Annotated in this window: 20 protein-coding genes and 1 riboswitch; of the genes, 9 read left to right on the top strand and 11 right to left on the bottom strand. The window is 50.5% G+C overall.

Annotated features, from left to right (window positions below):
* Positions 1 to 81 precede the first annotated feature (81 nt).
* Positions 82 to 4305, top strand: a complete 4224-nt coding sequence (gene rpoC, locus ACKPVM_RS19760) for a DNA-directed RNA polymerase subunit beta' (RefSeq protein ID WP_409311464.1) — start codon at positions 82 to 84, stop codon at positions 4303 to 4305.
* Positions 4306 to 4503: 198 nt separating this feature from the next.
* Entirely contained in the window at positions 4504 to 5895 is a 1392-nt protein-coding gene (gene shiA / locus ACKPVM_RS19755; protein ID WP_409311463.1) for a shikimate transporter, read from the top strand.
* Positions 5896 to 5960: 65 nt separating this feature from the next.
* Here the strand turns inward: shiA and ACKPVM_RS19750 are convergent, their stop codons facing one another.
* The gene (locus ACKPVM_RS19750; RefSeq protein ID WP_409311462.1) at positions 5961 to 6152 is read right to left on the bottom strand and encodes a DUF1127 domain-containing protein; all 192 of its coding nucleotides are present in this window, start codon (positions 6150 to 6152) and stop codon (positions 5961 to 5963) included.
* A 224-nt stretch (positions 6153 to 6376) separates the two neighbouring features.
* Here ACKPVM_RS19750 and ACKPVM_RS19745 point away from each other — a divergent pair, with 224 nt between their 5' ends.
* Positions 6377 to 7801 carry an aminotransferase-like domain-containing protein gene (locus ACKPVM_RS19745; protein WP_409311461.1) on the top strand — a complete coding sequence of 475 codons (1425 nt, stop codon included), beginning with the start codon at positions 6377 to 6379 and terminating at the stop codon, positions 7799 to 7801.
* A 47-nt stretch (positions 7802 to 7848) separates the two neighbouring features.
* On the opposite strand, the gene thiH is transcribed toward ACKPVM_RS19745, so the two are convergent.
* From thiH to rsd, 7 genes are all read right to left on the bottom strand, one after another.
* The gene (gene thiH / locus ACKPVM_RS19740; RefSeq protein WP_409311460.1) at positions 7849 to 8976 is read right to left on the bottom strand and encodes a 2-iminoacetate synthase ThiH; all 1128 of its coding nucleotides are present in this window, start codon (positions 8974 to 8976) and stop codon (positions 7849 to 7851) included.
* The gene (locus ACKPVM_RS19735; RefSeq protein WP_409311459.1) at positions 8976 to 9758 is read right to left on the bottom strand and encodes a thiazole synthase; all 783 of its coding nucleotides are present in this window, start codon (positions 9756 to 9758) and stop codon (positions 8976 to 8978) included. Before ACKPVM_RS19735 ends, thiH begins: the two co-directional genes overlap by 1 nt.
* Before the next feature lies 1 nt (position 9759).
* Positions 9760 to 9960, bottom strand: coding sequence for a sulfur carrier protein ThiS (thiS, locus tag ACKPVM_RS19730; RefSeq protein ID WP_409311458.1), 201 nt, complete (start codon positions 9958 to 9960; stop codon positions 9760 to 9762).
* A complete protein-coding gene (locus tag ACKPVM_RS19725) occupies positions 9957 to 10736 on the bottom strand; it encodes a HesA/MoeB/ThiF family protein (protein WP_409311457.1) in 780 nt (259 codons plus the stop codon). The genes thiS and ACKPVM_RS19725 overlap by 4 nt, the downstream gene beginning before the upstream one ends.
* The gene (thiE, locus tag ACKPVM_RS19720; protein WP_409311456.1) at positions 10726 to 11388 is read right to left on the bottom strand and encodes a thiamine phosphate synthase; all 663 of its coding nucleotides are present in this window, start codon (positions 11386 to 11388) and stop codon (positions 10726 to 10728) included. The genes ACKPVM_RS19725 and thiE overlap by 11 nt, the downstream gene beginning before the upstream one ends.
* Complete coding sequence (thiC, locus tag ACKPVM_RS19715; RefSeq protein ID WP_409311455.1) at positions 11385 to 13334, bottom strand: phosphomethylpyrimidine synthase ThiC; 1950 nt, start codon at positions 13332 to 13334, stop codon at positions 11385 to 11387. Before thiC ends, thiE begins: the two co-directional genes overlap by 4 nt.
* Positions 13335 to 13450: 116 nt before the next feature.
* A riboswitch (TPP riboswitch) is annotated at positions 13451 to 13589 on the bottom strand.
* Positions 13590 to 13723: 134 nt separating this feature from the next.
* The gene (rsd, locus tag ACKPVM_RS19710; protein WP_409311454.1) at positions 13724 to 14185 is read right to left on the bottom strand and encodes a sigma D regulator; all 462 of its coding nucleotides are present in this window, start codon (positions 14183 to 14185) and stop codon (positions 13724 to 13726) included.
* A 108-nt stretch (positions 14186 to 14293) separates the two neighbouring features.
* Here rsd and nudC point away from each other — a divergent pair, with 108 nt between their 5' ends.
* From nudC to ACKPVM_RS19680, 6 genes are all read left to right on the top strand, one after another.
* Positions 14294 to 15112, top strand: coding sequence for an NAD(+) diphosphatase (gene nudC, locus ACKPVM_RS19705; protein ID WP_409311453.1), 819 nt, complete (start codon positions 14294 to 14296; stop codon positions 15110 to 15112).
* Between the two features lie 27 nt (positions 15113 to 15139).
* The gene (gene hemE, locus ACKPVM_RS19700) at positions 15140 to 16204 is read left to right on the top strand and encodes a uroporphyrinogen decarboxylase (RefSeq protein ID WP_409311452.1); all 1065 of its coding nucleotides are present in this window, start codon (positions 15140 to 15142) and stop codon (positions 16202 to 16204) included.
* A gap of 15 nt (positions 16205 to 16219) precedes the next feature.
* The gene (gene nfi, locus ACKPVM_RS19695) at positions 16220 to 16888 is read left to right on the top strand and encodes a deoxyribonuclease V (RefSeq protein WP_409311451.1); all 669 of its coding nucleotides are present in this window, start codon (positions 16220 to 16222) and stop codon (positions 16886 to 16888) included.
* Positions 16889 to 16966: 78 nt separating this feature from the next.
* On the top strand, positions 16967 to 17557 hold the full coding sequence (locus ACKPVM_RS19690; RefSeq protein WP_409311450.1) for a YjaG family protein: 591 nt from the start codon (positions 16967 to 16969) through the stop codon (positions 17555 to 17557).
* A 187-nt stretch (positions 17558 to 17744) separates the two neighbouring features.
* Positions 17745 to 18017 carry a nucleoid-associated protein HU-alpha gene (gene hupA / locus ACKPVM_RS19685; RefSeq protein WP_109491429.1) on the top strand — a complete coding sequence of 91 codons (273 nt, stop codon included), beginning with the start codon at positions 17745 to 17747 and terminating at the stop codon, positions 18015 to 18017.
* A 4-nt stretch (positions 18018 to 18021) separates the two neighbouring features.
* Complete coding sequence (locus ACKPVM_RS19680; RefSeq protein WP_409311449.1) at positions 18022 to 18717, top strand: DUF1481 domain-containing protein; 696 nt, start codon at positions 18022 to 18024, stop codon at positions 18715 to 18717.
* 70 nt (positions 18718 to 18787) lie between these two features.
* On the opposite strand, the gene purD is transcribed toward ACKPVM_RS19680, so the two are convergent.
* From purD to ACKPVM_RS19665, 3 genes are all read right to left on the bottom strand, one after another.
* On the bottom strand, positions 18788 to 20074 hold the full coding sequence (gene purD, locus ACKPVM_RS19675; protein WP_409311448.1) for a phosphoribosylamine--glycine ligase: 1287 nt from the start codon (positions 20072 to 20074) through the stop codon (positions 18788 to 18790).
* Between the two features lie 17 nt (positions 20075 to 20091).
* Entirely contained in the window at positions 20092 to 21681 is a 1590-nt protein-coding gene (purH, locus tag ACKPVM_RS19670) for a bifunctional phosphoribosylaminoimidazolecarboxamide formyltransferase/IMP cyclohydrolase (protein ID WP_409311447.1), read from the bottom strand.
* Positions 21682 to 21775: 94 nt separating this feature from the next.
* The coding region (locus tag ACKPVM_RS19665) for a hypothetical protein (protein WP_409311446.1) at positions 21776 to 22032 on the bottom strand (257 nt) is incomplete at its 5' end.

Raw genomic sequence — 22032 nt, 5'->3', positions numbered from 1 at the left:
TATTCGTCATAGGGGCACCTGAACGTTGTTTTTGGTAGGGTTCAGGTGCCTGACAGGTCTAACTCCGACAGGAGCCAATCCGTGAAAGACTTATTAAAGTTTCTGAAAGCGCAAACTAAAACCGAAGAGTTTGATGCGATCAAAATTGCTCTGGCTTCGCCAGACATGATCCGTTCGTGGTCTTTTGGTGAAGTTAAAAAGCCAGAAACCATCAACTACCGTACGTTCAAGCCTGAACGTGACGGCCTTTTCTGCGCCCGTATTTTTGGGCCGGTAAAAGATTACGAATGCCTGTGCGGTAAGTACAAGCGTTTAAAACATCGCGGTGTGATTTGCGAAAAATGCGGTGTTGAAGTTACCCAGACTAAAGTTCGTCGTGAGCGTATGGGCCATATCGAATTGGCTTCTCCGACGGCGCACATCTGGTTCCTGAAATCACTGCCTTCCCGTATCGGTTTGCTGCTGGATATGCCGTTGCGCGATATTGAGCGTGTACTGTACTTTGAATCTTATGTCGTTATCGAAGGGGGCATGACCAACCTCGAGAAACGCCAGATTCTGACGGAAGAACAGTACCTGGATGCGTTAGAAGAATTCGGTGATGAATTTGACGCGAAGATGGGCGCTGAAGCTATTCAGGCTTTGTTGAAAAACATGGATCTGGAGCAGGAATGCGAACAACTGCGTGAAGAGTTGAACGAAACCAACTCTGAAACCAAGCGTAAAAAACTGACTAAACGCATTAAGCTGCTGGAAGCGTTCGTACAGTCTGGTAACAAACCAGAGTGGATGATCCTGACCGTTCTGCCGGTGCTGCCGCCAGATCTGCGTCCGTTGGTTCCGTTGGATGGTGGCCGTTTCGCGACGTCAGATCTGAACGATCTGTATCGTCGCGTGATCAACCGTAACAACCGTTTGAAACGTCTACTGGATCTGGCTGCGCCAGATATCATCGTACGTAACGAAAAACGTATGTTGCAGGAAGCGGTTGATGCCTTGCTGGATAACGGCCGTCGCGGTCGTGCGATCACCGGCTCTAACAAACGTCCTCTGAAATCTTTGGCCGACATGATCAAAGGTAAACAGGGTCGTTTCCGTCAGAACCTGCTCGGTAAGCGTGTTGACTACTCCGGTCGTTCCGTAATCACCGTTGGTCCATACCTGCGTCTGCATCAGTGTGGTCTGCCGAAGAAAATGGCACTGGAACTGTTCAAACCGTTCATCTACGGCAAGCTGGAATTGCGTGGTCTTGCTACCACCATTAAAGCGGCCAAGAAAATGGTTGAGCGCGAAGAAGCCGTCGTATGGGATATCCTGGATGAAGTTATCCGCGAACACCCGGTACTGCTGAACCGTGCGCCAACACTGCACCGTCTGGGGATTCAGGCGTTTGAACCTATACTGATTGAAGGTAAAGCGATTCAGTTGCACCCGTTGGTTTGTGCGGCCTACAACGCCGACTTCGATGGTGACCAGATGGCAGTTCACGTACCGCTGACGCTGGAAGCCCAGTTGGAAGCGCGTGCGTTAATGATGTCGACCAACAACATCCTGTCTCCTGCGAACGGTGAACCTATCATTGTTCCTTCTCAGGACGTGGTGTTGGGTCTCTATTATATGACCCGTGACTGTGTTAACGCCAAAGGCGAAGGCATGGTTCTGACCGGGCCTAAAGAAGCTGAACGCGTTTATCGCGCCGGTCTGGCCTCTCTGCATGCGCGCGTGAAAGTGCGTATCACGGAAGATATTAAGAGCATTGAAGGCGAAATCACGCACCAGACGACGATTATCGATACGACTATCGGTCGCGCTATCTTGTGGATGATTGTACCGAAAGGTCTACCGTATTCGATCGTTAACCAGCCTCTTGGCAAGAAAGCGATCTCCAAAATGTTGAACACCTGTTACCGCATTTTGGGTCTGAAGCCGACCGTTATCTTTGCTGACCAGATCATGTACACCGGTTTTTCCTACGCAGCGCGCTCTGGTGCGTCCGTTGGTATCGACGACATGGTCATTCCTGCGAAGAAAGCCGGAATCATCGAAGAAGCGGAAACGGAAGTTGCCGAGATCCAGGAGCAGTTCCAGTCTGGTCTGGTTACCGCTGGCGAACGCTATAACAAAGTGATCGATATCTGGGCGGCCGCTAACGAACGTGTTGCGAAAGCAATGATGGAAAACCTGTCCGTTGAGGACGTGGTTAACCGTGACGGTGTGGTTGAGCAACAGGTTTCATTTAACAGCATCTTTATGATGGCTGACTCCGGTGCGCGTGGTTCTGCGGCACAGATTCGTCAGCTGGCGGGGATGCGTGGTCTGATGGCGAAGCCAGATGGCTCCATCATCGAGACGCCAATTACCGCAAACTTCCGTGAAGGTCTGAACGTACTTCAGTACTTCATCTCGACGCACGGTGCGCGTAAAGGTTTGGCGGATACCGCACTGAAAACAGCGAACTCCGGTTATCTGACTCGTCGTCTGGTTGACGTTGCGCAGGATCTGGTTGTGACCGAGGACGATTGTGGTACCCACGAAGGTATCATGATGACGCCGGTTATCGAGGGTGGTGATGTTAAAGAGCCGCTGCGTGAACGCGTACTGGGCCGTGTAACGGCTGAAGACGTGATCAAACCGGGTACGGCGGATATTCTGGTTCCACGTAATACGCTGCTGAACGAACAGTGGTGTGACATGTTGGAAGAGAACTCTGTCGACGCCGTTAAAGTTCGCTCTGTAGTAAGTTGCGAAACCGACTTTGGCGTGTGCGCCAAGTGTTATGGTCGTGACTTGGCTCGTGGCCATATCATCAACAAAGGTGAGGCTATCGGGGTTATCGCGGCGCAGTCAATCGGTGAACCGGGTACACAGCTTACCATGCGTACGTTCCACATCGGTGGTGCGGCATCGCGTGCGGCGGCTGAGTCCAGCATTCAGGTGAAAAACAAAGGTAGCCTGAAACTGAGCAACGCGAAGTTTGTTGTGAACAGCAACGGCAAACTGGTTATTACTTCACGTAATACCGAACTGAAGCTGATCGACGAATTCGGACGTACCAAAGAAAGCTATAAAGTACCTTACGGTGCGGCGATGGCGAAAGGCGATGGCGCCGAGGTTAGCGGCGGGGAAACCGTAGCAAACTGGGATCCACATACGATGCCTGTTATCACTGAAGTCGGTGGTAGCATCCGCTTTACCGATATGGTTGACGGTCAGACCATCACTCGCCAGACCGATGAACTAACCGGTTTGTCTTCTATCGTGGTTCTGGACAGTGCAGAGCGTACCGGTAGCGGTAAAGACCTGCGTCCGGCACTGAAAATCGTTGACGATAAAGGTGAAGATGTATTGATCCCAGGTACGGATATGCCTGCTCAGTACTTCCTGCCGGGTAAAGCGATTGTTCAGTTGGAAGATGGTGTGAAGATCAGCGCGGGTGATACGTTAGCGCGTATTCCTCAAGAGTCTGGTGGTACCAAGGATATTACCGGTGGTCTGCCACGTGTTGCTGACTTGTTTGAAGCTCGTCGTCCGAAAGAGCCTGCGATTCTGGCAGAAATCAGCGGTATCATTTCCTTCGGTAAAGAAACCAAAGGTAAACGCCGTCTGGTGATTTCTCCGTTGGATGGCAGCGATGCTTACGAAGAAATGATTCCTAAATGGCGTCAGTTGAACGTATTCGAAGGCGAAATGGTGGAACGTGGTGACGTTGTTTCCGACGGCCCAGAATCTCCGCACGATATCCTGCGTCTGCGTGGCGTTCATGCGGTAACGCGTTATATCACCAACGAAGTTCAGGAAGTTTACCGTCTGCAAGGCGTTAAGATTAACGATAAACACATCGAAGTTATCGTTCGTCAGATGTTGCGTAAAGGCACCATCGTTAGCGCGGGTGGCACTGACTTCCTGGAAGGTGAGCAGGCGGAAGTGTCTCGCGTCAAGATTGCCAACCGTCAGTTGGAAGCGGATGGCAAGATCCCAGCAACGTACAGTCGCGATCTGTTGGGTATCACCAAAGCATCTTTGGCGACGGAATCCTTCATTTCTGCGGCATCGTTCCAGGAAACGACGCGTGTTCTTACCGAAGCAGCCGTTGCGGGTAAACGTGACGAACTGCGCGGCCTGAAAGAAAACGTGATCGTGGGTCGTCTGATCCCTGCGGGTACCGGTTATGCGTACCATCAGGATCGCATGCGTCGCCGTCAGGCTGGCGAAGCGCCTGTTGTACCTCAGGTGAGTGCTGATGAGGCTTCTGCCAACCTGGCCGAGCTGTTAAATGCTGGTTTTGGTAGTAGTGACGACGAATAAGTCATCTATTCCTGATAGTTGACTTCACCACGCCTTGTGGTGAATAACATAACCCCGACTATTTATAGTCGGGGTTTTTTTGTCTATGGCATCTTTCCGTTAGACGGAGGCACGTTGTTATAAAACGCTCCCGGCGTTTTATATCATCCCTGAATTTTTTGTTGTACAGTGGTGTAAAGTAAAAATAACGAGACAGTCATGAATACTTCATCAGCGTCAGCTCTTGCGCAGGGCGACAGTGCGTTACCAACCGGTGGTGATAGCACAGTAAGCGGTAATGCTACACCAAAAATTCAATCAGAAAGCCATTCACAAGGCCGAGCCCGTCGTGCGGCGTGGGGAAGTTTTGTCGGCGCTGTTGTCGATTGGTACGATTTTTTACTGTACGGAATAGTTGCCGCACTTGTATTTAATACGGAATTTTTCCCACAGGTCAGCCCGACAATGGGAACACTGGCTGCTTTTGGCACATTCGGCGTCGGCTTTTTGTTTCGTCCGTTAGGCGGCATGGTGTTCGGGCATTTTGGCGATAAGTTGGGTCGTAAACGTATGCTGATGATTACCGTCTGGATGATGGGCGTTTCCACGGCATTGATTGGGTTGTTACCTTCTTTTGATTCAATTGGCTGGTGGGCTCCGGTACTGCTGGTGGTGCTACGCGCTATTCAGGGTTTTGCCGTTGGCGGCGAGTGGGGTGGAGCAGCCTTGCTGGCGGTTGAAAACGCCCCAAAGAAAAAGAAAGCGTTTTACAGTAGTGGTGTGCAGGTTGGTTTTGGCGTTGGTTTACTGTTGGCCACTGGTTCAGTTTCCATTGTTAGCCATCTTACGACAAACGATGATTTTGTTAGCTGGGGCTGGCGCTTGCCTTTCTTGTTCAGTCTGGTACTGGTTGCGATTGCATGGTGGATCCGCAATGGTATGGATGAATCACAAGAGTTTGAGGCAAACAAAACTTTGCAGGACAGAGCAAACAAAATTCGCTCATTCCCGATTATGGAAGCGTTGCGCCGACATCCACAGGCATTTTTACTGATTATTGCCCTGAGATTGAGTGAACTACTGACGATGTATATCGTCACGGCTTTTGCCCTGAATTATTCCACCACTCACCTCGGCCTTTCGCGTGATATGTTTCTTAATATCGGCTTATTGGTGGGAGCAGTGAGCTGCGTCTCTATTCCTTTTTTTGCTTATTTGGCTGATAGCTTTGGCCGCCGTCGAATTTACGTTACAGGCGCTTTGATCGGTTTCATCAGTGCGGTGCCATTTTTTATGGCATTAGAAAGTCGTAACACATTCATGATTCTGCTGTTTGCTATTATGCTTGCAAATATTGCACATGATATGGTCGTCAGTGTGCAACAACCGATGTTTACTGAATTGTTTGGTACCGCTTATCGCTATAGCGGTGCGGGTGTGGGCTATCAGGTTGCCAGCGTTGTCGGTGGTGGTTTCACGCCGTTTATTGCTGTATTGCTGGTGGAGTTTATGGATGGTTCCTGGCATGCCGTTGCTGCTTATCTGGCTTTGGGGTGCCTGCTGTCGGCGGTTATCGGTTTGCGCATGAAACCTCAATCTGTGCATCAATAACTAACCATTATCAATACAGACCGATGCAAAACGTAGAGAGATGTCTTGCATCGGTCTAGCTTTCATTACGGTAAACGATCGATATCATTGCGTGTCAGGCCAATGTCTTTTAGCTGCTCATCATTCATCTTTCTAAGAATATGACGAGTATGACGTCTGAGTCGCCATGCCTTCCATAGACGATACGGTAAAATTAACATCAGCCAGAATGGTGATTGGCGAAATGGTTTTTGTGATTGGTTCTCGTGAAACTCCATACTTCCCCCTTATCCGATGTGCGACTGCTGTACCTGTTCTCTTTCAGGCTGCTGTTCTGCAACTCGAATGATTTAGGCCATATAATGCGGGGGAGGCGAATACAGATACAGACTCAGAGAATCGTTTTATTTAACATACAGATTGTGTGAAATTGCATCTGAATGGTAATTTTTTTCCTTATCTGTACTGGTTGTTGCTATTTGTATATTCGGGGGATAATACGGTGACACGCTATGAACATCTTGCCGCGTTGTTGGAACAAAGAATTGAGCAGGGGTTATATCAAAACGGTGAGCGTTTGCCATCCGTGCGTGCACTGAGCGCTGAGCACGGTGTGAGTATTAGCACTGTCCAACAAGCCTATCATCTGTTGGAAACACGTCGGCTTATTATGCCTCAACCTCGTTCCGGATACTTTGTCGCCCCGCGTAAAGCTGCGCCACCGGTACCTGAGTTGACTCGCCCGGTTCAGCGCCCGGTGGAAATCACCCAGTGGGATTCAGTACTGGAACTGTTTAACTCACGTCCGAATAACAGTACGTTCAATTTTGGCGGCGGAACGCCGGATATCCGCCTATCATCAATTAATCCGCTATGGAAGGCCATGAACCGTTTGTGTCAGCGACGGGATGAGCGGGTGCTGAATTACGGCAATATGCATGGTTCTCATGAGCTACGTGAGCAAGTTGCGCGTCTGGCGTTAGACAGTAACTGCCAATTAACCCGTAACGACATCGTTATTACTACCGGGTGTCAGGAAGCGCTATTTGTCGCGGTGCGTGCGGTCTGTGAGCCTGGCGATATCGTTGCGGTGGAGTCTCCAACGTTTCCCGGCACGTTACAATTGCTTAGAGGATTGGGTGTTAAGGTTATTGAAATTCCCACTGACTCGGTCACTGGCATTAGTCTTGAAGCTTTGGGGCTCGCGCTGGAACAGTGGCCGGTTAAGGCGTTGTTGTTAGTGCCGAATTGCAATAATCCTCTCGGTTTTTTTATGCCGGATACGCGTAAGAAAGCGTTAATGACGTTGGCGCAACAGTTTGATTTGGCGATCGTTGAAGATGACGCTTATGGTGAACTGGCTTATGACTACCCACGCCCCCGCACGGTAAAGTCATTCGATGATGATGGTCGGGTTCTGTTGTGTAGCTCTTTCTCTAAGACGCTCGCGCCCGGTTTACGTGTTGGCTGGATTGCTCCAGGCCGTTATTTGGAACGGGTACTGTATATGAAGTATATCAGCACGGGATATACCGTTCCTCATACTCAACTGGCGGTTGCCGAATTTATCGCTCAGGGACATTATCAGCCCCATTTGCGAAGGATGCGTGCTCAGTACAAAGCGAATTTGCAGGTGTTTACCTGCCATGTCCGAGAGTATTTTCCCTGTGGGATCTGTGTGAGCCGACCACAAGGCGGATTCCTTATGTGGATCGAATTACCGGAACATTTTGATTCGCTCCGCCTAAACCGAGAAGTGAAAAAAGCCGGTATGCAAATTGCGGCAGGCTCTTTATTTTCCGCTGCCGGTAAATATCGTAATTGTATGAGGCTTAATTATGCTCTGCCGTTTACACAGGAAACGGCAGAGGGTCTGCGCATCATGGGGGAAGCAACGGAGCGACTGCTTCATGAGCACGATGCTTAACACGGCGTCGGCACAATAATGCTGCGCTGAACAGCATAAGAGGTTAGTTACGCACTTCTACCCAGGTATCCATCCCAGTCTTTCCAGACCGGTTGCAGCCCAGCGCGGATAATTGCCTGCGCGACCTCTTCGGGACGACGGCTATCGTGGGGTGAGAATTGTTCCAGTTCGGGGTGGTTGTCTGCATAGCCACCAGGCTGTGTTTTTGAGAAAGCACTGACGTTATTGATCGCAATCGGAATGGCGTTATCGCGGAAAAACGGTGACTCTCGCGTGGATAGCGATAGCTCAATGTCCGGTGACAGTAATCTGAAAGCACAGATGACCTGCATGAGCTGTGCCTCATCCATCAGCGATGCCGGTTCGATGCCGCCAGCGCAGGGGCGTAAACGCGGAAATGAGATGGAATAGCGACTTTGCCAGTAGGTTTGCTGCAAATACAGCAGGTGTTCTGCAACCATATAGCAATCGGTTCGCCAACTATTGGAAAGGCCGATAAGCGCGCCCAATCCGATCTTGTCGATCCCGGCCTGACCAAGGCGATCTGGCGTACCCAGCCGCCAGTGAAAATCCTGTTTGTGGCCGCGCAAATGATGTAGCTGGTACGTCGCGGGATGGTATGTTTCCTGATAAACCATCACGCCATCCAGCCCCAGCGTTTTTAATTCTGCGTACTCAGCTTGTGATAAAGGTTGGACTTCAATCATCAGCGAACTGAAGTGGGGGCGAATAAGTGGAAAAACGCGGCGAAAATATTCCATACCGACTTTACGCTGGTGTTCCCCGGTAACCAGTAGCAGGTGATCGAACCCCATTTCTTTGATCGCGGCGCATTCGCGCAGGATCTCATCATCATCCAGCGTTTTGCGTTTTATATGATTACTCATTGAGAAACCACAGTAAGTGCAGTCATTTGAGCACAGGTTGGAGAGGTAAAGCGGGACATAAAAACCGACGGTGTTACCAAATCGCTGACGAGTTAACAGTTGTGCTCGCTGCGCCAACGGCTCCAGATAATGGCTGGCGGCAGGGGAAAGCAGCGCCATAAAATCCTCGCGTGTTAGCTGCGGCGTATTAAGCGCACGTTCCACGTCCTGCGAGGTTTTGCTGTTGATACGCAGCGTCAGGTCGTCCCAGTCAAGCTGCTCCCAGACGTTCTGAAAATCGCTTATCATTATTTCACCTCTTCAACCTGTTGGCGCAAAAATCCGGTTAAAGGACTGGTTGCGCTGGCGGTGAATTGTCTATTTCCCAGCCCCGCCTGATTGGCGAGTTCACCTGCTTCTACCGCTATCTTGAATGCTTTTGCCATACTGACCGGATCGCGGGCAACAGCGATGGCGGTGTTGACTAATACGGCGTCAGCCCCCATTTCCAACGCCTCGGTAGCATGGCTGGGAGCACCGATTCCGGCATCAACGACTACCGGTATTCGAGCTTGTTCGATGATGATGCGGAGAAAATCACGGGTTTGTAATCCTTGATTGGAACCAATCGGGGCACCTAACGGCATTACGGCCGCACAGCCGACTTCTTCCAAACGTTTGCAAAGTACCGGGTCGGCACCGCAGTAGGGCAATACAGTAAATCCATCTTTAACCAATTGCTCGGCGGCCTTCAGCGTTTCAATTGGGTCCGGCAGGAGATACTTCACATCTGGATGGATTTCTAATTTCACCCAATGTGTCCCCAATGCTTCACGCGCCAACCTGGCTGCAAAGATTGCTTCATCTGCGGTTTTTGCACCTGAAGTATTGGGTAGTAGTTTGATGCCAAGTTGTTGGAGAGGTGCAAGGATCGCGTCGTTGCCATGTTTTAAATCAACGCGTTTCATCGCCATGGTAACCAACTGAGAACCCGATGCGGCTAATGCGGCCATCATCAGGTCTGGCGAGGCAAATTTTCCGGTGCCAGTAAGTAACCGGGATGTAAAGGTTGTATCAGCAATTTGCAGCATATTATCCTCCTGCGATTGCCTGAAAAAGCAAGATATCATCACCGTCCTGCACCAGGTGTTGAGCCCAGGTGTCGCGCGGAATAATGGTTTGATTGATGGCAAGAGCCGTACCTGGTTGAAGTCGGTCTATCTGCATAAGAAACGTCTCGATCGTCACAGTGCTATCCAGCTCGATAATCTGATCGTTCAATGTAATGTTCATGCAGAAGTCCTACATATCGGGCAATGATCTGCGCGGGTTAATTGCAAGGTATTCCAGCTCTGCTGTTTGCCATCGAATAGCCGCAGTTTTCCGTTCAATGCGGAAGGTAATCCTGCCAGCAACTTTATTGCTTCGAGTGCCTGCAATGTTCCCACTACGCCGACGACAGGACCAAGAACGCCGGCGGTACGGCAGTTCCTTTGCGGTTCGGTTGCCTCGGGATACAGGCAGGCGTAGCAGCCATGTTGATAGGGAGGGGTAAGGACCAGCAGTTGGCCGCTGAAACCGACGGCACTGCCGCTAATCAATGGCTTGTTGGCTTGAACGCAGGCCGCGTTAACGGCATGACGTGTTTCCATATTGTCACTACAGTCAAGAATGAGATCAGCCTGGCCGACTGCACGGTGTAATGCGGAGCCTGTGAGTCTTTCCGTTAGCGCAATGTATTCCGTTTGTGGGTTTAATGCCTGTAACTGATGTTGCGCCAGCGTTGCTTTAGGCTTATCCGTATCATTAGTGCGGTAGAGAATCTGCCTTTGCAGGTTACTGATGTGCAGCTTGTCATTGTCAGCTAACAGCAATGTACCGATACCGGCGGCGGCGAGATACATTGACGCCGGCGCGCCTAGCCCTCCCAGACCAACCAGTAATACGGTGCTGGATTTGAGCTTTTCCTGTCCTTCTGGACCGATATCTTCCAGTAGCAGTTGGCGACTGTAGCGCAAGAATTCCTCATCGCTTAGTCCATCGTGTTTGCTCTCATGATTATTTGCCATCGCCTCCGGCCCTCCCTTCGATCATGTCGAGTAGTGTCGTTGTTGCCCGGCGCCAATCAGATGCTTTGGTGATGGCACTGACGACGGCAATACTGCCAACGCCCGTTTGCAATACCGCAGGAACGCGATCGGTACTGATCCCACCGATCGCCACGGTGGGGAAGCGATCTCGCAGTTCGGTTATGTGTCGCGTGAGTTCGGCCAGCCCCTGCGGCGCGGATGGCATCTCTTTGGTTTGCGTGGGGAAAATATGCCCCAGCGCAATATAGGACGGATTGACGGCGATTGCGCGGGCGAGTTCGCGATCGTCATGGGTAGAAAGGCCGAGTCTCAGCCCTGCATTTTTTATTGCGCTCAGGTCAGCGGTATCGAGATCTTCCTGCCCCAGGTGAACGCCATAAGCGCGATGCTTTATTGCTAACCGCCAGTAATCATTAATAAATAACCGAGCGTGATAAAGACGGCCCAGCTCGATTGCCTGGATAACATCATGTTCAACCTGCTCATCAGGTAGGTCTTTAATTCGTAGTTGAATGGTTTTTACACCGATACTGAGTAAACGTTTAATCCATTCCACACTATCGACGACCGGATAGAGCCCCAGTTTTTGCTCTGTTGGTGCAAAAGGCGTATCCGTTAAAGGACTCGTCATTTTCCTTCCTCCGTCAGCAGGCTTGTTGCGCTGTGGTAAAGTTCGCTGCCGCGAGAGCGGAATTCCTGCGACATCTGGGCCATGCCGACTTCAATAGGCTTCGCTTCGGCTTCCTGTTTTGCCGCGTAATCACGCACTTCCTGAGAAATTTTCATCGAGCAGAACTTAGGGCCGCACATGGAACAGAAATGCGCGATTTTGCCGGATTCCTGAGGAAGAGTTTCATCGTGGTAAGCACGGGCCGTCTGGGGATCGAGCGCCAGATTGAACTGATCTTCCCAGCGGAATTCGAAGCGGGCTTTCGACATGGCGTTATCACGGATTTGTGCGCCGGGATGACCTTTCGCCAAATCGGCGGCGTGAGCGGCGATCTTGTAGGTAATCAACCCCTGCTTAACGTCTTCTTTATTCGGTAAACCGAGATGTTCCTTCGGTGTCACATAACAGAGCATGGCGCAGCCAAACCAGCCGATCATCGCGGCGCCGATGCCAGAGGTGAAATGATCGTAACCTGGTGCGATATCCGTGGTTAGCGGGCCGAGCGTATAGAACGGCGCTTCGTGGCAGTGCTCCAACTCTTCGGTCATGTTGCGGCGGATCATCTGCATCGGTACATGTCCAGGGCCTTCGATCATCACCTGTACGTCGTATTCCCAGGCAATTTTGGTCAGCTCGCCCAGCGTATGCAGTTCGGCGAACTGAGCTTCGTCGTTAGCGTCTTGAATTGAACCTGGACGTAATCCATCACCCAGTGAGAGCGCAACATCATAAGCGGCACAGATTTCACAAATTTCACGAAAGTGTTCATAGAGAAAACTTTCTTTATGATGCGACAGACACCATTTTGCCATGATAGATCCGCCGCGAGACACAATGCCGGTCAGGCGTTTGGCGGTCATTGGCACGTAGCGTAGCAGCACACCCGCATGAATGGTGAAATAGTCCACGCCTTGTTCTGCTTGTTCCAGCAGCGTGTCGCGGAACATGTCCCAGTTCAGGTTTTCCGCCACGCCATTCACTTTTTCTAATGCCTGATAAATGGGGACCGTACCAATCGGAACCGGGCTGTTACGCAGAATCCATTCGCGGGTTTCATGGATATAACGACCGGTTGAGAGATCCATCACCGTATCCGCGCCCCAACGGGTTGACCAGACTAACTTTTCCACCTCCTCTTCGATAGAGGACGTGACCGCCGAGTTGCCGATATTGGCGTTAACTTTAACCAGAAAGTTCCGACCAATGATCATGGGCTCTGATTCTGGGTGGTTAATATTAGCGGGGATAATGGCCCGTCCTGCGGCGACTTCCTGTCGTACAAATTCAGGCGTAATGTTCTCGGGTAAATGTGCGCCAAAGCTTTGCCCTAGATGCTGCTGGCGTAGCACCTCACCGCGAATTCGCTCTCGTCCCATGTTTTCACGAATCGCGATAAATTCCATTTCCGGGGTAATAATGCCCTGGCGAGCATAATGTAATTGTGTGACGCGTTTTCCTGCTTTCGCTCTTATCGGATGCGGTAAATGCTCGAAACGGAGGTGATCCAAACCCGCATCGGCGAGGCGCTGCTGAGTGAAATCGGAGCTTACTCCTGCCAGTGCTTCGGTATCGTTGCGTTCAGCGATCCAGTTAGCCCGGATCTTTCTCAAACCAATACGTACATCGGGGTGTGAGGCGGGGTCACCGTAAGGGCCCGCGGTGTCATAAACTGGAATGGCTTCGTTTGGTTCATATTGCGGTGAATCTTTGCTTCCACCCACCAATGTCGGGCTAAGTTGAATTTCACGCATGGGGACACGAATATCTTCTCGCGAGCCGGTCAGATAGATTCGCTGAGAATTGGGGAATGCCATTCCTTGTAGTGTATCGATAAATTGCTGGGCGGCTGCACGTTGCTCACGACGGCCAGTTTTAGACGGTTTTGATAATAATGGTTCTGTAGACATAGCAAGTTCCTATAAGACGTAAAGGGAAAATTGCTTGTCTGGAGACGGAGGGAGTAATAATGGGTATCAGGTCGCATAAAAAACGTATTTAGATCAACGCTATCTATGGCGCAATGAAACGAATTACTCTTGTTCCCTTCGCAGGTATTAACCCGATCAGGTTCCGCGGATCCCGAATTAACGGTCTCAGCCTGTGTCTTTCCCTTCTCAACAATGTCAAGAACGGAAGTACGCTAGGCACTCCGACAAGATAGCCCTAGTGTTAACGGGCTGATTACAACAACGACACTGTATGACGACAAAACCACCATGTCAAAGCGTGTCGGCATATCAGTGATAGATAGATCACATGATTAGTGATAACAAAATGATTTCACTGGCAATAAAAGTTAATTATCAAATACCAGTCGAATCATCTTGTCTTCTAACGTAAAACGTTCAGCCAGCGCTTCGCCAACATGAGAAAGCGCTTGCTGGAATTCAAGACAGTTATCATGATCGATAGCCGTGACCAGGCTGCTATCGTAAAATGTCATGATTTGCTGGGTATTGGTTTGTAATGCATGGTCAAGCTGGGTTGAACGAGCCAGTTTTTGTTCACTGAGAATGGCGGCTTCATGTAGCATCTTTTCATAGACATGAAAATGACCCGCCGAAAGATAATCCACCAGATTCTGACAAAAATGATCCAGAGCTTCTTCATCCAGACGTGAGAGTGTGTCTTTATTCGGCTTGATGCCAACCAGATGATAGTACGTGACAAGAAGCTGCTTACGTGCTTGTAGCCATTGGTCGATTAACGCATTATTGCCACCAACGTATTCAGTCAGGCTTTGTAACTGGTTTAGCATTGTTGACTCCGTGAACGGTAAGAAATAACTGAAATATTAGTTATAAAACTTATGTCATCACCCAGAGTGTAAAATGCCAGTGAAGTGAGAGTGGAGCAATAAAAAGATATGGAACAAACGTTAAAAGGTGATGAAAGTGGGTGGTGGGTAGTCAGTGATGCTGGGCAAATCTGGTTGCCTCAGGGAGAACTACCGCAGGGAACCGCAGCATCATGGTCATTACAGGATGCGAGAGGACGTATCATCGGTGAATGGCAGGGCTTACCTGTGTGGCTTGTGTGTCAGCATCGAGATAGTGAGATGACCTCCGTCCGACAACTTATTGAGCAAGATGCCGGGCTGTTCCAGCTAGCGGGACGCGGTATCCAACTGGCTGAATTTTATCGCTCCCATCGTTTTTGCGGTTACTGTGGTCACGAGATGGTACCGAGTAAAACCGAGCTGGCCTGTTTGTGCCACCACTGCAAAGAACGTTATTACCCCCAAATTGCGCCCTGTATCATTGTGGCTATTCGTCGTGGAAGTGAGATTCTGCTGGCACAACATCAGCGCCATCGCGGTAACATGTACACCGTGCTAGCAGGGTTTGTTGAAGTCGGAGAAACGCTGGAACAGACTGTTGCTCGCGAAGTCATGGAAGAAAGCCAAATTCAGATTAAGAACCTGCGTTATATCACTTCTCAGCCCTGGCCTTTTCCCCATTCACTGATGATGGCTTTTATGGCCGATTATGCTGGTGGAGATATCAAGCACGATCCGAAAGAGTTACGTGATGCGGCCTGGTTTCGCTATGATCGTTTGCCCATTTTACCACCACCAGGAACGGTAGCTCGCCGCCTCATTGAGGATACTGTGGTGTTGTGTCGGGAATGGGATGAGAACGATCGTGTTACCATTCACTCACATCGTGATACGTCACTGCGATAAGCATCATAATGCCTAAAGGAAAATGACATGAGCTACCTGAAAAACGATCGCTATTTGCGGGCGTTGTTACGCCAACCTGTTGACGTCACGCCCGTATGGATGATGCGTCAGGCCGGGCGATATTTGCCAGAGTACAAACTAACGCGTGCACAGGCCGGTGATTTTATGGCTCTGTGTAAGAATGCTGAGCTGGCGTGTGAAGTCACATTACAACCTTTGCGGCGCTATTCTCTTGATGCGGCCATTTTGTTTTCCGATATCCTGACGATCCCTGATGCCATGGGCTTAGGGCTCTATTTTGAAGCGGGAGAGGGCCCTCGTTTCCGCTCTCCCATCGCATCTCATGCTGATGTCGTTAAATTACCCGTCCCCGATCCAGAACAAGAACTCGGCTATGTGATGAATGCGGTGCGGACGATTCGTAAAAGCCTCGCCGGTGAGGTGCCGTTGATTGGCTTCTCGGGTAGTCCATGGACGCTGGCGACCTATATGGTTGAAGGCGGCAGCAGCAAAGCGTTTACCGTCATCAAGAAAATGATGTTCGCTGAGCCTAAAACATTACATCTGCTGCTGGATAAACTGGCCGATAGCGTCATTCTTTATCTCAACGCGCAGATTCGTGCGGGCGCACAGGCTGTGATGGTCTTTGATACCTGGGGTGGGGTGCTGAGCGGACGTGACTACAAAGAATTCTCCCTTCGGTACATGCATAAGATTGTTGATGGTTTACTGCGTGAGAACGAAGGCCGACGTGTACCAGTGACGCTCTTTACCAAAGGCGGAGGGCAGTGGCTTGAAGCGATGGCAGAGACCGGCTGCGATGCGCTGGGCCTGGATTGGACGAGCGATATTGCCGATGCACGCCGTCGCGTGGGCGATAAAGTGGCGCTACAGGGAAATATGGATCCGTCGATGTTGTATGCCGATCCGGCACGGATCGAACAGGAAGTGGCGTCGATCCTTGCTGGGTTCGGTCAAGGCAATGGACATGTATTCAATCTGGGGCACGGCATTCATCAGGATGTGCCGCCGGAACATGCAGGCGTTTTTGTTGAAGCCGTCCATCGGTTGTCCCGCGCTTATCATGCGTGATCGACAGGAGGTGATGTGATTGATACGCAACGGCTGAGGGCCGAACAGCTAGCCCGCGCTTCTGATGTGATTCGGCACGACGATTTACCTTTTGAGCAGCCTGCGTTTATCGCGGGGGCGGACGTTGGTTTCGAGCAGGGAGGAGCGGTCACTCGCGCTGCGATTGTCATCATGCGATACCCCTCTTTGGAAATGATTGAGTATAAAATTGCGCGAATCGACACAACGATGCCCTACATCCCTGGTTTTCTTTCTTTTCGCGAATGTCCGGGGCTGCTTGCTGCATGGGAGTTGGTTGAACAGAAGCCGGATCTGCTATTTGTCGATGGGCATGGGGTTTCTCATCCTCGTCGCTTGGGGGTCGCGAGCCATTTTGGCTTGCTGGTGAATGTGCCAACGATTGGTGTGGCGAAAAGTCGTCTGTGTGGTCATTTTGATGCGTTGGCGGATGAGGTCGGCAGCCAGCAGCCTCTGTCGGATAAGGACGAGCAGATTGGTTGGGTTTGGCGCAGCAAAGCACGTTGTAACCCATTATTTGTGGCGACAGGGCACCGGGTTGGTATGGACAGTGCGCTACAGTGGGTGAAACGTTGTACTCGTGGTTATCGTTTACCTGAGCCAACACGCTGGGCGGATGCGGTCGCGTCCAATCGCCCGGCATTTTTGCGCTGGCAGCAACGGTAAATATTTTAGGAATTCAGGAATAGGGCACGGCGATAATTTCAGGTACACTGCCGCCCAACGCCTTTAATGAGCATAAAAATGTTACGTAATCCCATTCATTTGCGTTTGGAAAAGCTGGGAAGCTGGCAGCATGTCACGTTTATGGCATGTCTGTGTGAACGAATGTATCCCAATTATCATGAGTTTTGCCGCCAGACTGATTTTGGTGATGCGATGGTTTATCGTCGCATTCTCGACCTGGTGTGGGAAACGCTGGTGGTTAAAGATGCCAAGGTGAATTTTGATAGCCAGTTAGAAAAGCTGGAGGAAGCGGTTCCTGCATCTGATGATTTTGCCATTTACGGCGTCTACCCGGCGATAGATGCTTGTATTGCGCTGGGTGAGCTGATTCATTCGCGTTTAAGTGGTGAAACGCTAGAGCACGCGATTGCAATTAGCGAAGCCTCAATTCGCACGGTTGCCATGCTGGAAATGACACAGGCTGGCAGAGAAATGACGGACGAAGAGCTGAACACGTTGTCTGTGATTGAAGAAGAATGGGACATCCAATGGGAGATTTTTCGCCTGTTGGCGGCTTGCGAAGAACGCGATATCGAATTGATTAAAGGGTTGCGTTCCGATCTGCGTGAGGCGGGAAGTAGTAATATTGGGATAAATTTGCACCAATAACGCAATAAAACGTGATTTGAGGCCTGAAATGGCGTCTCTTAAGGCTTCACATCCGCACCCTGTCTGGTCTACATTTGGGGGGCGTAAAAAAAGTGGCTGTCGGTGCGTGTATGCAGGAGAGTGCTATTATTGCATATCCGTCGCACTCGATGCTTAGCAAGCGATAAACACACTGTAAGGATAACTTATGAATAAGACTCAACTGATTGATGTAATTGCGGACAAAGCTGATCTGTCAAAAGCACAAGCGAAAGTGGCATTGGAATCAACTCTGGCAGCAATTACTGAGTCTCTGAAAGAAGGTGATGCAGTACAATTAGTTGGCTTTGGTACGTTTAAAGTCAACCATCGTAATGAGCGCACTGGCCGCAACCCGCAAACTGGTAAAGAAATCAAAATTGCTGCTGCTAACGTGCCAGCATTTGTTGCAGGAAAGGCTCTGAAAGACGCTGTTAAATAAGATCATGTTGGTCAAGCGTTTAAGCAGGGGGGCGGTTGCGCCCCTTTTGCTTTTTTCTCGCCCACTGTGGGTTGCTGTGATAGGTATAGCGACCATTGCCTGTAGCAGCCACACAACACCTCCCTCAACGTTTGCCAGCGGTTATATCGCCGATCGTGGTGTTGTGCGCTTGTGGCGTAAGGATGACCCCCAACAAAACACCATTTCATTGATGACGGTTTACAGCCCGTTTCAAGGGCAAGGTACCGTTATTACACGTTACTCATACCAGCAGAAAAAAATACGAGAAGTCCAGAAAACCCATTTGGGAACAAAGAAGGATGAAACGCGTATACGATTTTCGGAAAGTGGTAGCGTGAGCTTTATGCAACGCCAATTAGCGGAACGCCGTGAGCTAATTCCTGATGACGATATCGCGTTGTATCAGTTCGATGCAAAAAGAATACTTGAGCTCAGTGATGTCCTACGAGCAGGAAATGTCTTGCTGAAACAAGGGAAGTGGCAAAATGGGGAAGCGACGACCTGTGATGGGAAAAACATGCGCCCAAATTTTGAACAGTCCTCACGAGAATGGATATATCAGCAAAATCAGCATACGACCGGGACGCTGAATATCGCGTGGCTGGAAGGGCCTGAAGGTGTTCAGTTGTTACTGGTGACACAAGAAAACGTTTGTCAGTGGGAACCCACAATAGGGTAGTGAGCGTATCACTTGTTCACCGCCCCGTTTTTGATATAAAAAACCCGGATTGCTCCGGGCTTGTCGTTGATTAATTTTGTTCACGTTCGATAGCGCGGTAGCCGATATCCCTTCGACAGAATACCCCTTGCCACTGAATACCAGCTGCGATTTCGTAAGCGCGTTGTTGCGCTTCAGCCACGGTATTACCCAATGCGGTGACGCACAGTACGCGGCCACCGTTGGTCACGACATTAATACCGTTTAGTTTGGTACCTGCATGGAAGACTTTGCCATCTTCGGCATCTTGCTGCAGTAAACCGGAAATCACATCGCCCGTGTTGTAGTCAGCCGGGTAGCCGCCTGCCGCTAATACTACACCCAGAGACGGACGTTCATCCCAGACAGAATCTTTCTGATCCAGCGTGCCGTCACAGGCTGCCAGACACAGTTCTACCAAATCGGAACGCAGACGCAGCATAATTGGCTGTGTTTCTGGATCGCCAAAACGGCAGTTGAACTCGATCACTTTTGGCTGACCATCGGCAGAAATCATCAGGCCAGCATACAGGAAACCGACGTAGGTATTTCCCTCGGCTGCCATGCCGTTGACGGTCGGCCAAATTACCTGATCCATCACTCGCTGGTGGATTTCATCGGTCACGACCGGAGCCGGAGAATAAGCACCCATGCCACCGGTATTCGGGCCCGTATCTTTATCCCCAACGCGTTTATGATCCTGACTGGTTGCCATCGGCAGCACATTCTTGCCATCCACCATTACGATGAAGCTGGCTTCTTCGCCATCAAGGAATTCTTCCACCACGATACGGTGTCCGGCATCGCCGAAGGCATTCCCCGCCAGCATATCCTGAATAGCGTTTTCCGCTTCTTCCAACGTCATGGCGACAATCACGCCTTTGCCAGCAGCTAACCCGTCGGCCTTGATGACGATTGGTGCGCCTTTGCTGCGGACATAGGCCAGTGCCGGTTCCACTTCGGTGAAGTTTTGGTATTCCGCTGATGGAATATTATGGCGTGCCAGAAAATCTTTAGTAAAAGCTTTCGAGCCTTCTAGCTGTGCTGCACCTTGCGTTGGACCAAAGATTTTTAGACCGGCGCTCTGAAATGCATCCACAACGCCGAGAACTAACGGCGTTTCCGGGCCAACGATGGTTAAATCGATGTGGTTTTCCTGCGCAAAAGTAACTAACGCTGGAATATCCGTTGCGGCGATATCGACGTTGGTCAGCGCGGGTTCAAGCGCGGTGCCAGCATTCCCCGGAGCAACATAAACACGTTTCGCCAGCGGCGACTGTGAGGCTTTCCAGGCCAGCGCGTGCTCGCGTCCGCCATTACCAATGATTAAAATGTTCATTTCGGTCTGCTCCAGAATTAATGGCGGAAATGGCGCATGTCGGTAAAGATCATCGCAATACCGTGTTCGTTAGCGGCGGCAATGACTTCATCATCACGAATCGATCCGCCCGGTTGGATCACGCAGGTGATGCCAACGGCAGCGGCAGCATCAATACCATCACGGAATGGGAAGAACGCATCAGATGCCATTGCTGAACCTTTTACTTCCAGCCCTTCATCACCCGCTTTGATACCGGCGATTTTCGCGGAGTAAACGCGGCTCATCTGACCGGCACCTATGCCGATGGTCATATTGTCACGTGCGTACACAATCGCATTGGATTTAACGAATTTAGCTACTTTCCAGCAGAAGAGCGAGTCGCGCAATTCCTGTTCGCTCGGCTGGCGTTCGGTCACGACACGCAACTGAGACGCATCGACCATGCCCAGATCGCGATCCTGTACCAGCAAGCCGCCGTTGACGCGTTTGAAATCCAGGCCAGCAATACGTTGCTGCCAGCTACCACTGGTCAGGACACGTACGTTTTGTTTGGCTGCGGTCACTTTCAGTGCGGCCTCGCTGGCAGATGGCGCAATAATCACTTCGACAAACTGACGGCTGATGATAGCCTGCGCCGTTTCTTCATCCAGTTCACGGTTGAAAGCGATAATGCCACCGAATGCAGATGTCGGGTCAGTTTTATAGGCGCGTTCGTAGGCATCAAGGATTGAGCTGCCAATTGCTACGCCGCATGGATTCGCATGTTTAACGATCACGCAGGCCGGTTCGGCAAATTCCTTCACACATTCCAGCGCCGCATCGGTATCGGCGATGTTGTTATAAGACAGCGCTTTGCCTTGTAACTGCGTCGCGGTGGCGACAGAAGCCTCGTGAATATTCTCTTCTATATAGAAGGCAGCTTGCTGATGGCTGTTCTCTCCGTAGCGCATGTCCTGCTTTTTGATGTAGTTCAGGTTCAATGTGCGTGGGAAGTGGCCCGATGGTTTATCGGTATCACCGTGGTAAGGCGGAACCAGAGCACCAAAGTAGTTGGCAATCATACTGTCGTAAGCGGCAGTGTGTTCGAATGCTTTAATGGCTAAATCGAAACGGGTTTCGTAGGTCAGTGAACCGTCGTTAGCGTCGATTTCATTAATGATGGCGCTGTAGTCGCTGCTCTTGACTACGATAGCCACATCTTTATGGTTCTTGGCGGCAGAACGAACCATCGTCGGGCCACCGATATCAATATTCTCGACCGCATCTTCTAGCGTACAGTTCTCACGGGCGACGGTTTGGGCAAACGGATACAGGTTGACCACGACGATATCAATCGGTTTGATGTCGTGTTGCGCCATGATCGCGCCATCTTGATCGCGTCGACCTAAAATGCCGCCATGTACTTTCGGGTGCAGAGTCTTTACACGCCCATCCATCATTTCTGGGAAGCCAGTGTAGTCAGAGACCTCAGTGACAGCCAAGCCAGCATCAGCCAGCAAACGGGCGGTTCCACCCGTTGAAAGAAGCTCGACGCCACGGTGGGACAGAGCTTGGGCAAATTCGACAATACCTGCTTTGTCAGAAACGCTGAGCAGAGCGCGGCGAATTGGACGGCGTTGTTGCATGATTATGTTATCCCCTGAATTTGGGTAGTCATTAAAGAACGGTATGTGAATATCGTCTTTGTCAGAGCAATAATTGCGGAATAAAGAGAAATATTCAGTTAGCGTTCGCAAAAATACGACGATCTTGAACGGGGTGAATTGTAGCGAAAACGTTTGCGTGATGCTCGTCAATTTTTGAATAGAATGCTTCCTGTGGATAAGTTTGTGCAAAAATAGGTATAAAACGGGGTTTTGCTGTGGAATGCAGCAAACAATCATTTTTCTTTAAAATACCTATTGCGGCCTGCGGAGAAGTCCCTATAATGCGCCTCCACTGACACGGCAACAGCGATTCGCAGTTGTGGTGAACAG

The sequence above is a fragment of the Pectobacterium hainanensis genome, from assembly GCF_046237015.1.
Taxonomy (GTDB): Bacteria; Pseudomonadota; Gammaproteobacteria; order Enterobacterales; family Enterobacteriaceae; genus JBJYIN01.
This window is presented reverse-complemented; position numbering and strand designations above follow the sequence as displayed.

Bases quoted from the DNA above. Each gene is read 5' to 3' on its own strand.
- nudC (WP_409311453.1), top strand. From the start codon at position 14,294: ATGGAACAAACGTTAAAAGGTGATGAAAGTGGGTGGTGGGTAGTCAGT.
- thiC (WP_409311455.1), bottom strand. From the start codon at position 13,334: ATGTCTACAGAACCATTATTATCAAAACCGTCTAAAACTGGCCGTCGT.
- ACKPVM_RS19725 (WP_409311457.1), bottom strand. From the start codon at position 10,736: ATGGCAAATAATCATGAGAGCAAACACGATGGACTAAGCGATGAGGAA.
- thiH (WP_409311460.1), bottom strand. From the start codon at position 8,976: ATGATAAGCGATTTTCAGAACGTCTGGGAGCAGCTTGACTGGGACGAC.
- hupA (WP_109491429.1), top strand. From the start codon at position 17,745: ATGAATAAGACTCAACTGATTGATGTAATTGCGGACAAAGCTGATCTG.
- ACKPVM_RS19750 (WP_409311462.1), bottom strand. From the start codon at position 6,152: ATGGAGTTTCACGAGAACCAATCACAAAAACCATTTCGCCAATCACCA.
- rsd (WP_409311454.1), bottom strand. From the start codon at position 14,185: ATGCTAAACCAGTTACAAAGCCTGACTGAATACGTTGGTGGCAATAAT.
- shiA (WP_409311463.1), top strand. From the start codon at position 4,504: ATGAATACTTCATCAGCGTCAGCTCTTGCGCAGGGCGACAGTGCGTTA.
- purH (WP_409311447.1), bottom strand. From the start codon at position 21,681: ATGCAACAACGCCGTCCAATTCGCCGCGCTCTGCTCAGCGTTTCTGAC.
- ACKPVM_RS19680 (WP_409311449.1), top strand. From the start codon at position 18,022: ATGTTGGTCAAGCGTTTAAGCAGGGGGGCGGTTGCGCCCCTTTTGCTT.
- purD (WP_409311448.1), bottom strand. From the start codon at position 20,074: ATGAACATTTTAATCATTGGTAATGGCGGACGCGAGCACGCGCTGGCC.
- ACKPVM_RS19735 (WP_409311459.1), bottom strand. From the start codon at position 9,758: ATGCTGCAAATTGCTGATACAACCTTTACATCCCGGTTACTTACTGGC.
- thiS (WP_409311458.1), bottom strand. From the start codon at position 9,960: ATGAACATTACATTGAACGATCAGATTATCGAGCTGGATAGCACTGTG.
- hemE (WP_409311452.1), top strand. From the start codon at position 15,140: ATGAGCTACCTGAAAAACGATCGCTATTTGCGGGCGTTGTTACGCCAA.
- ACKPVM_RS19690 (WP_409311450.1), top strand. From the start codon at position 16,967: ATGTTACGTAATCCCATTCATTTGCGTTTGGAAAAGCTGGGAAGCTGG.
- thiE (WP_409311456.1), bottom strand. From the start codon at position 11,388: ATGACGAGTCCTTTAACGGATACGCCTTTTGCACCAACAGAGCAAAAA.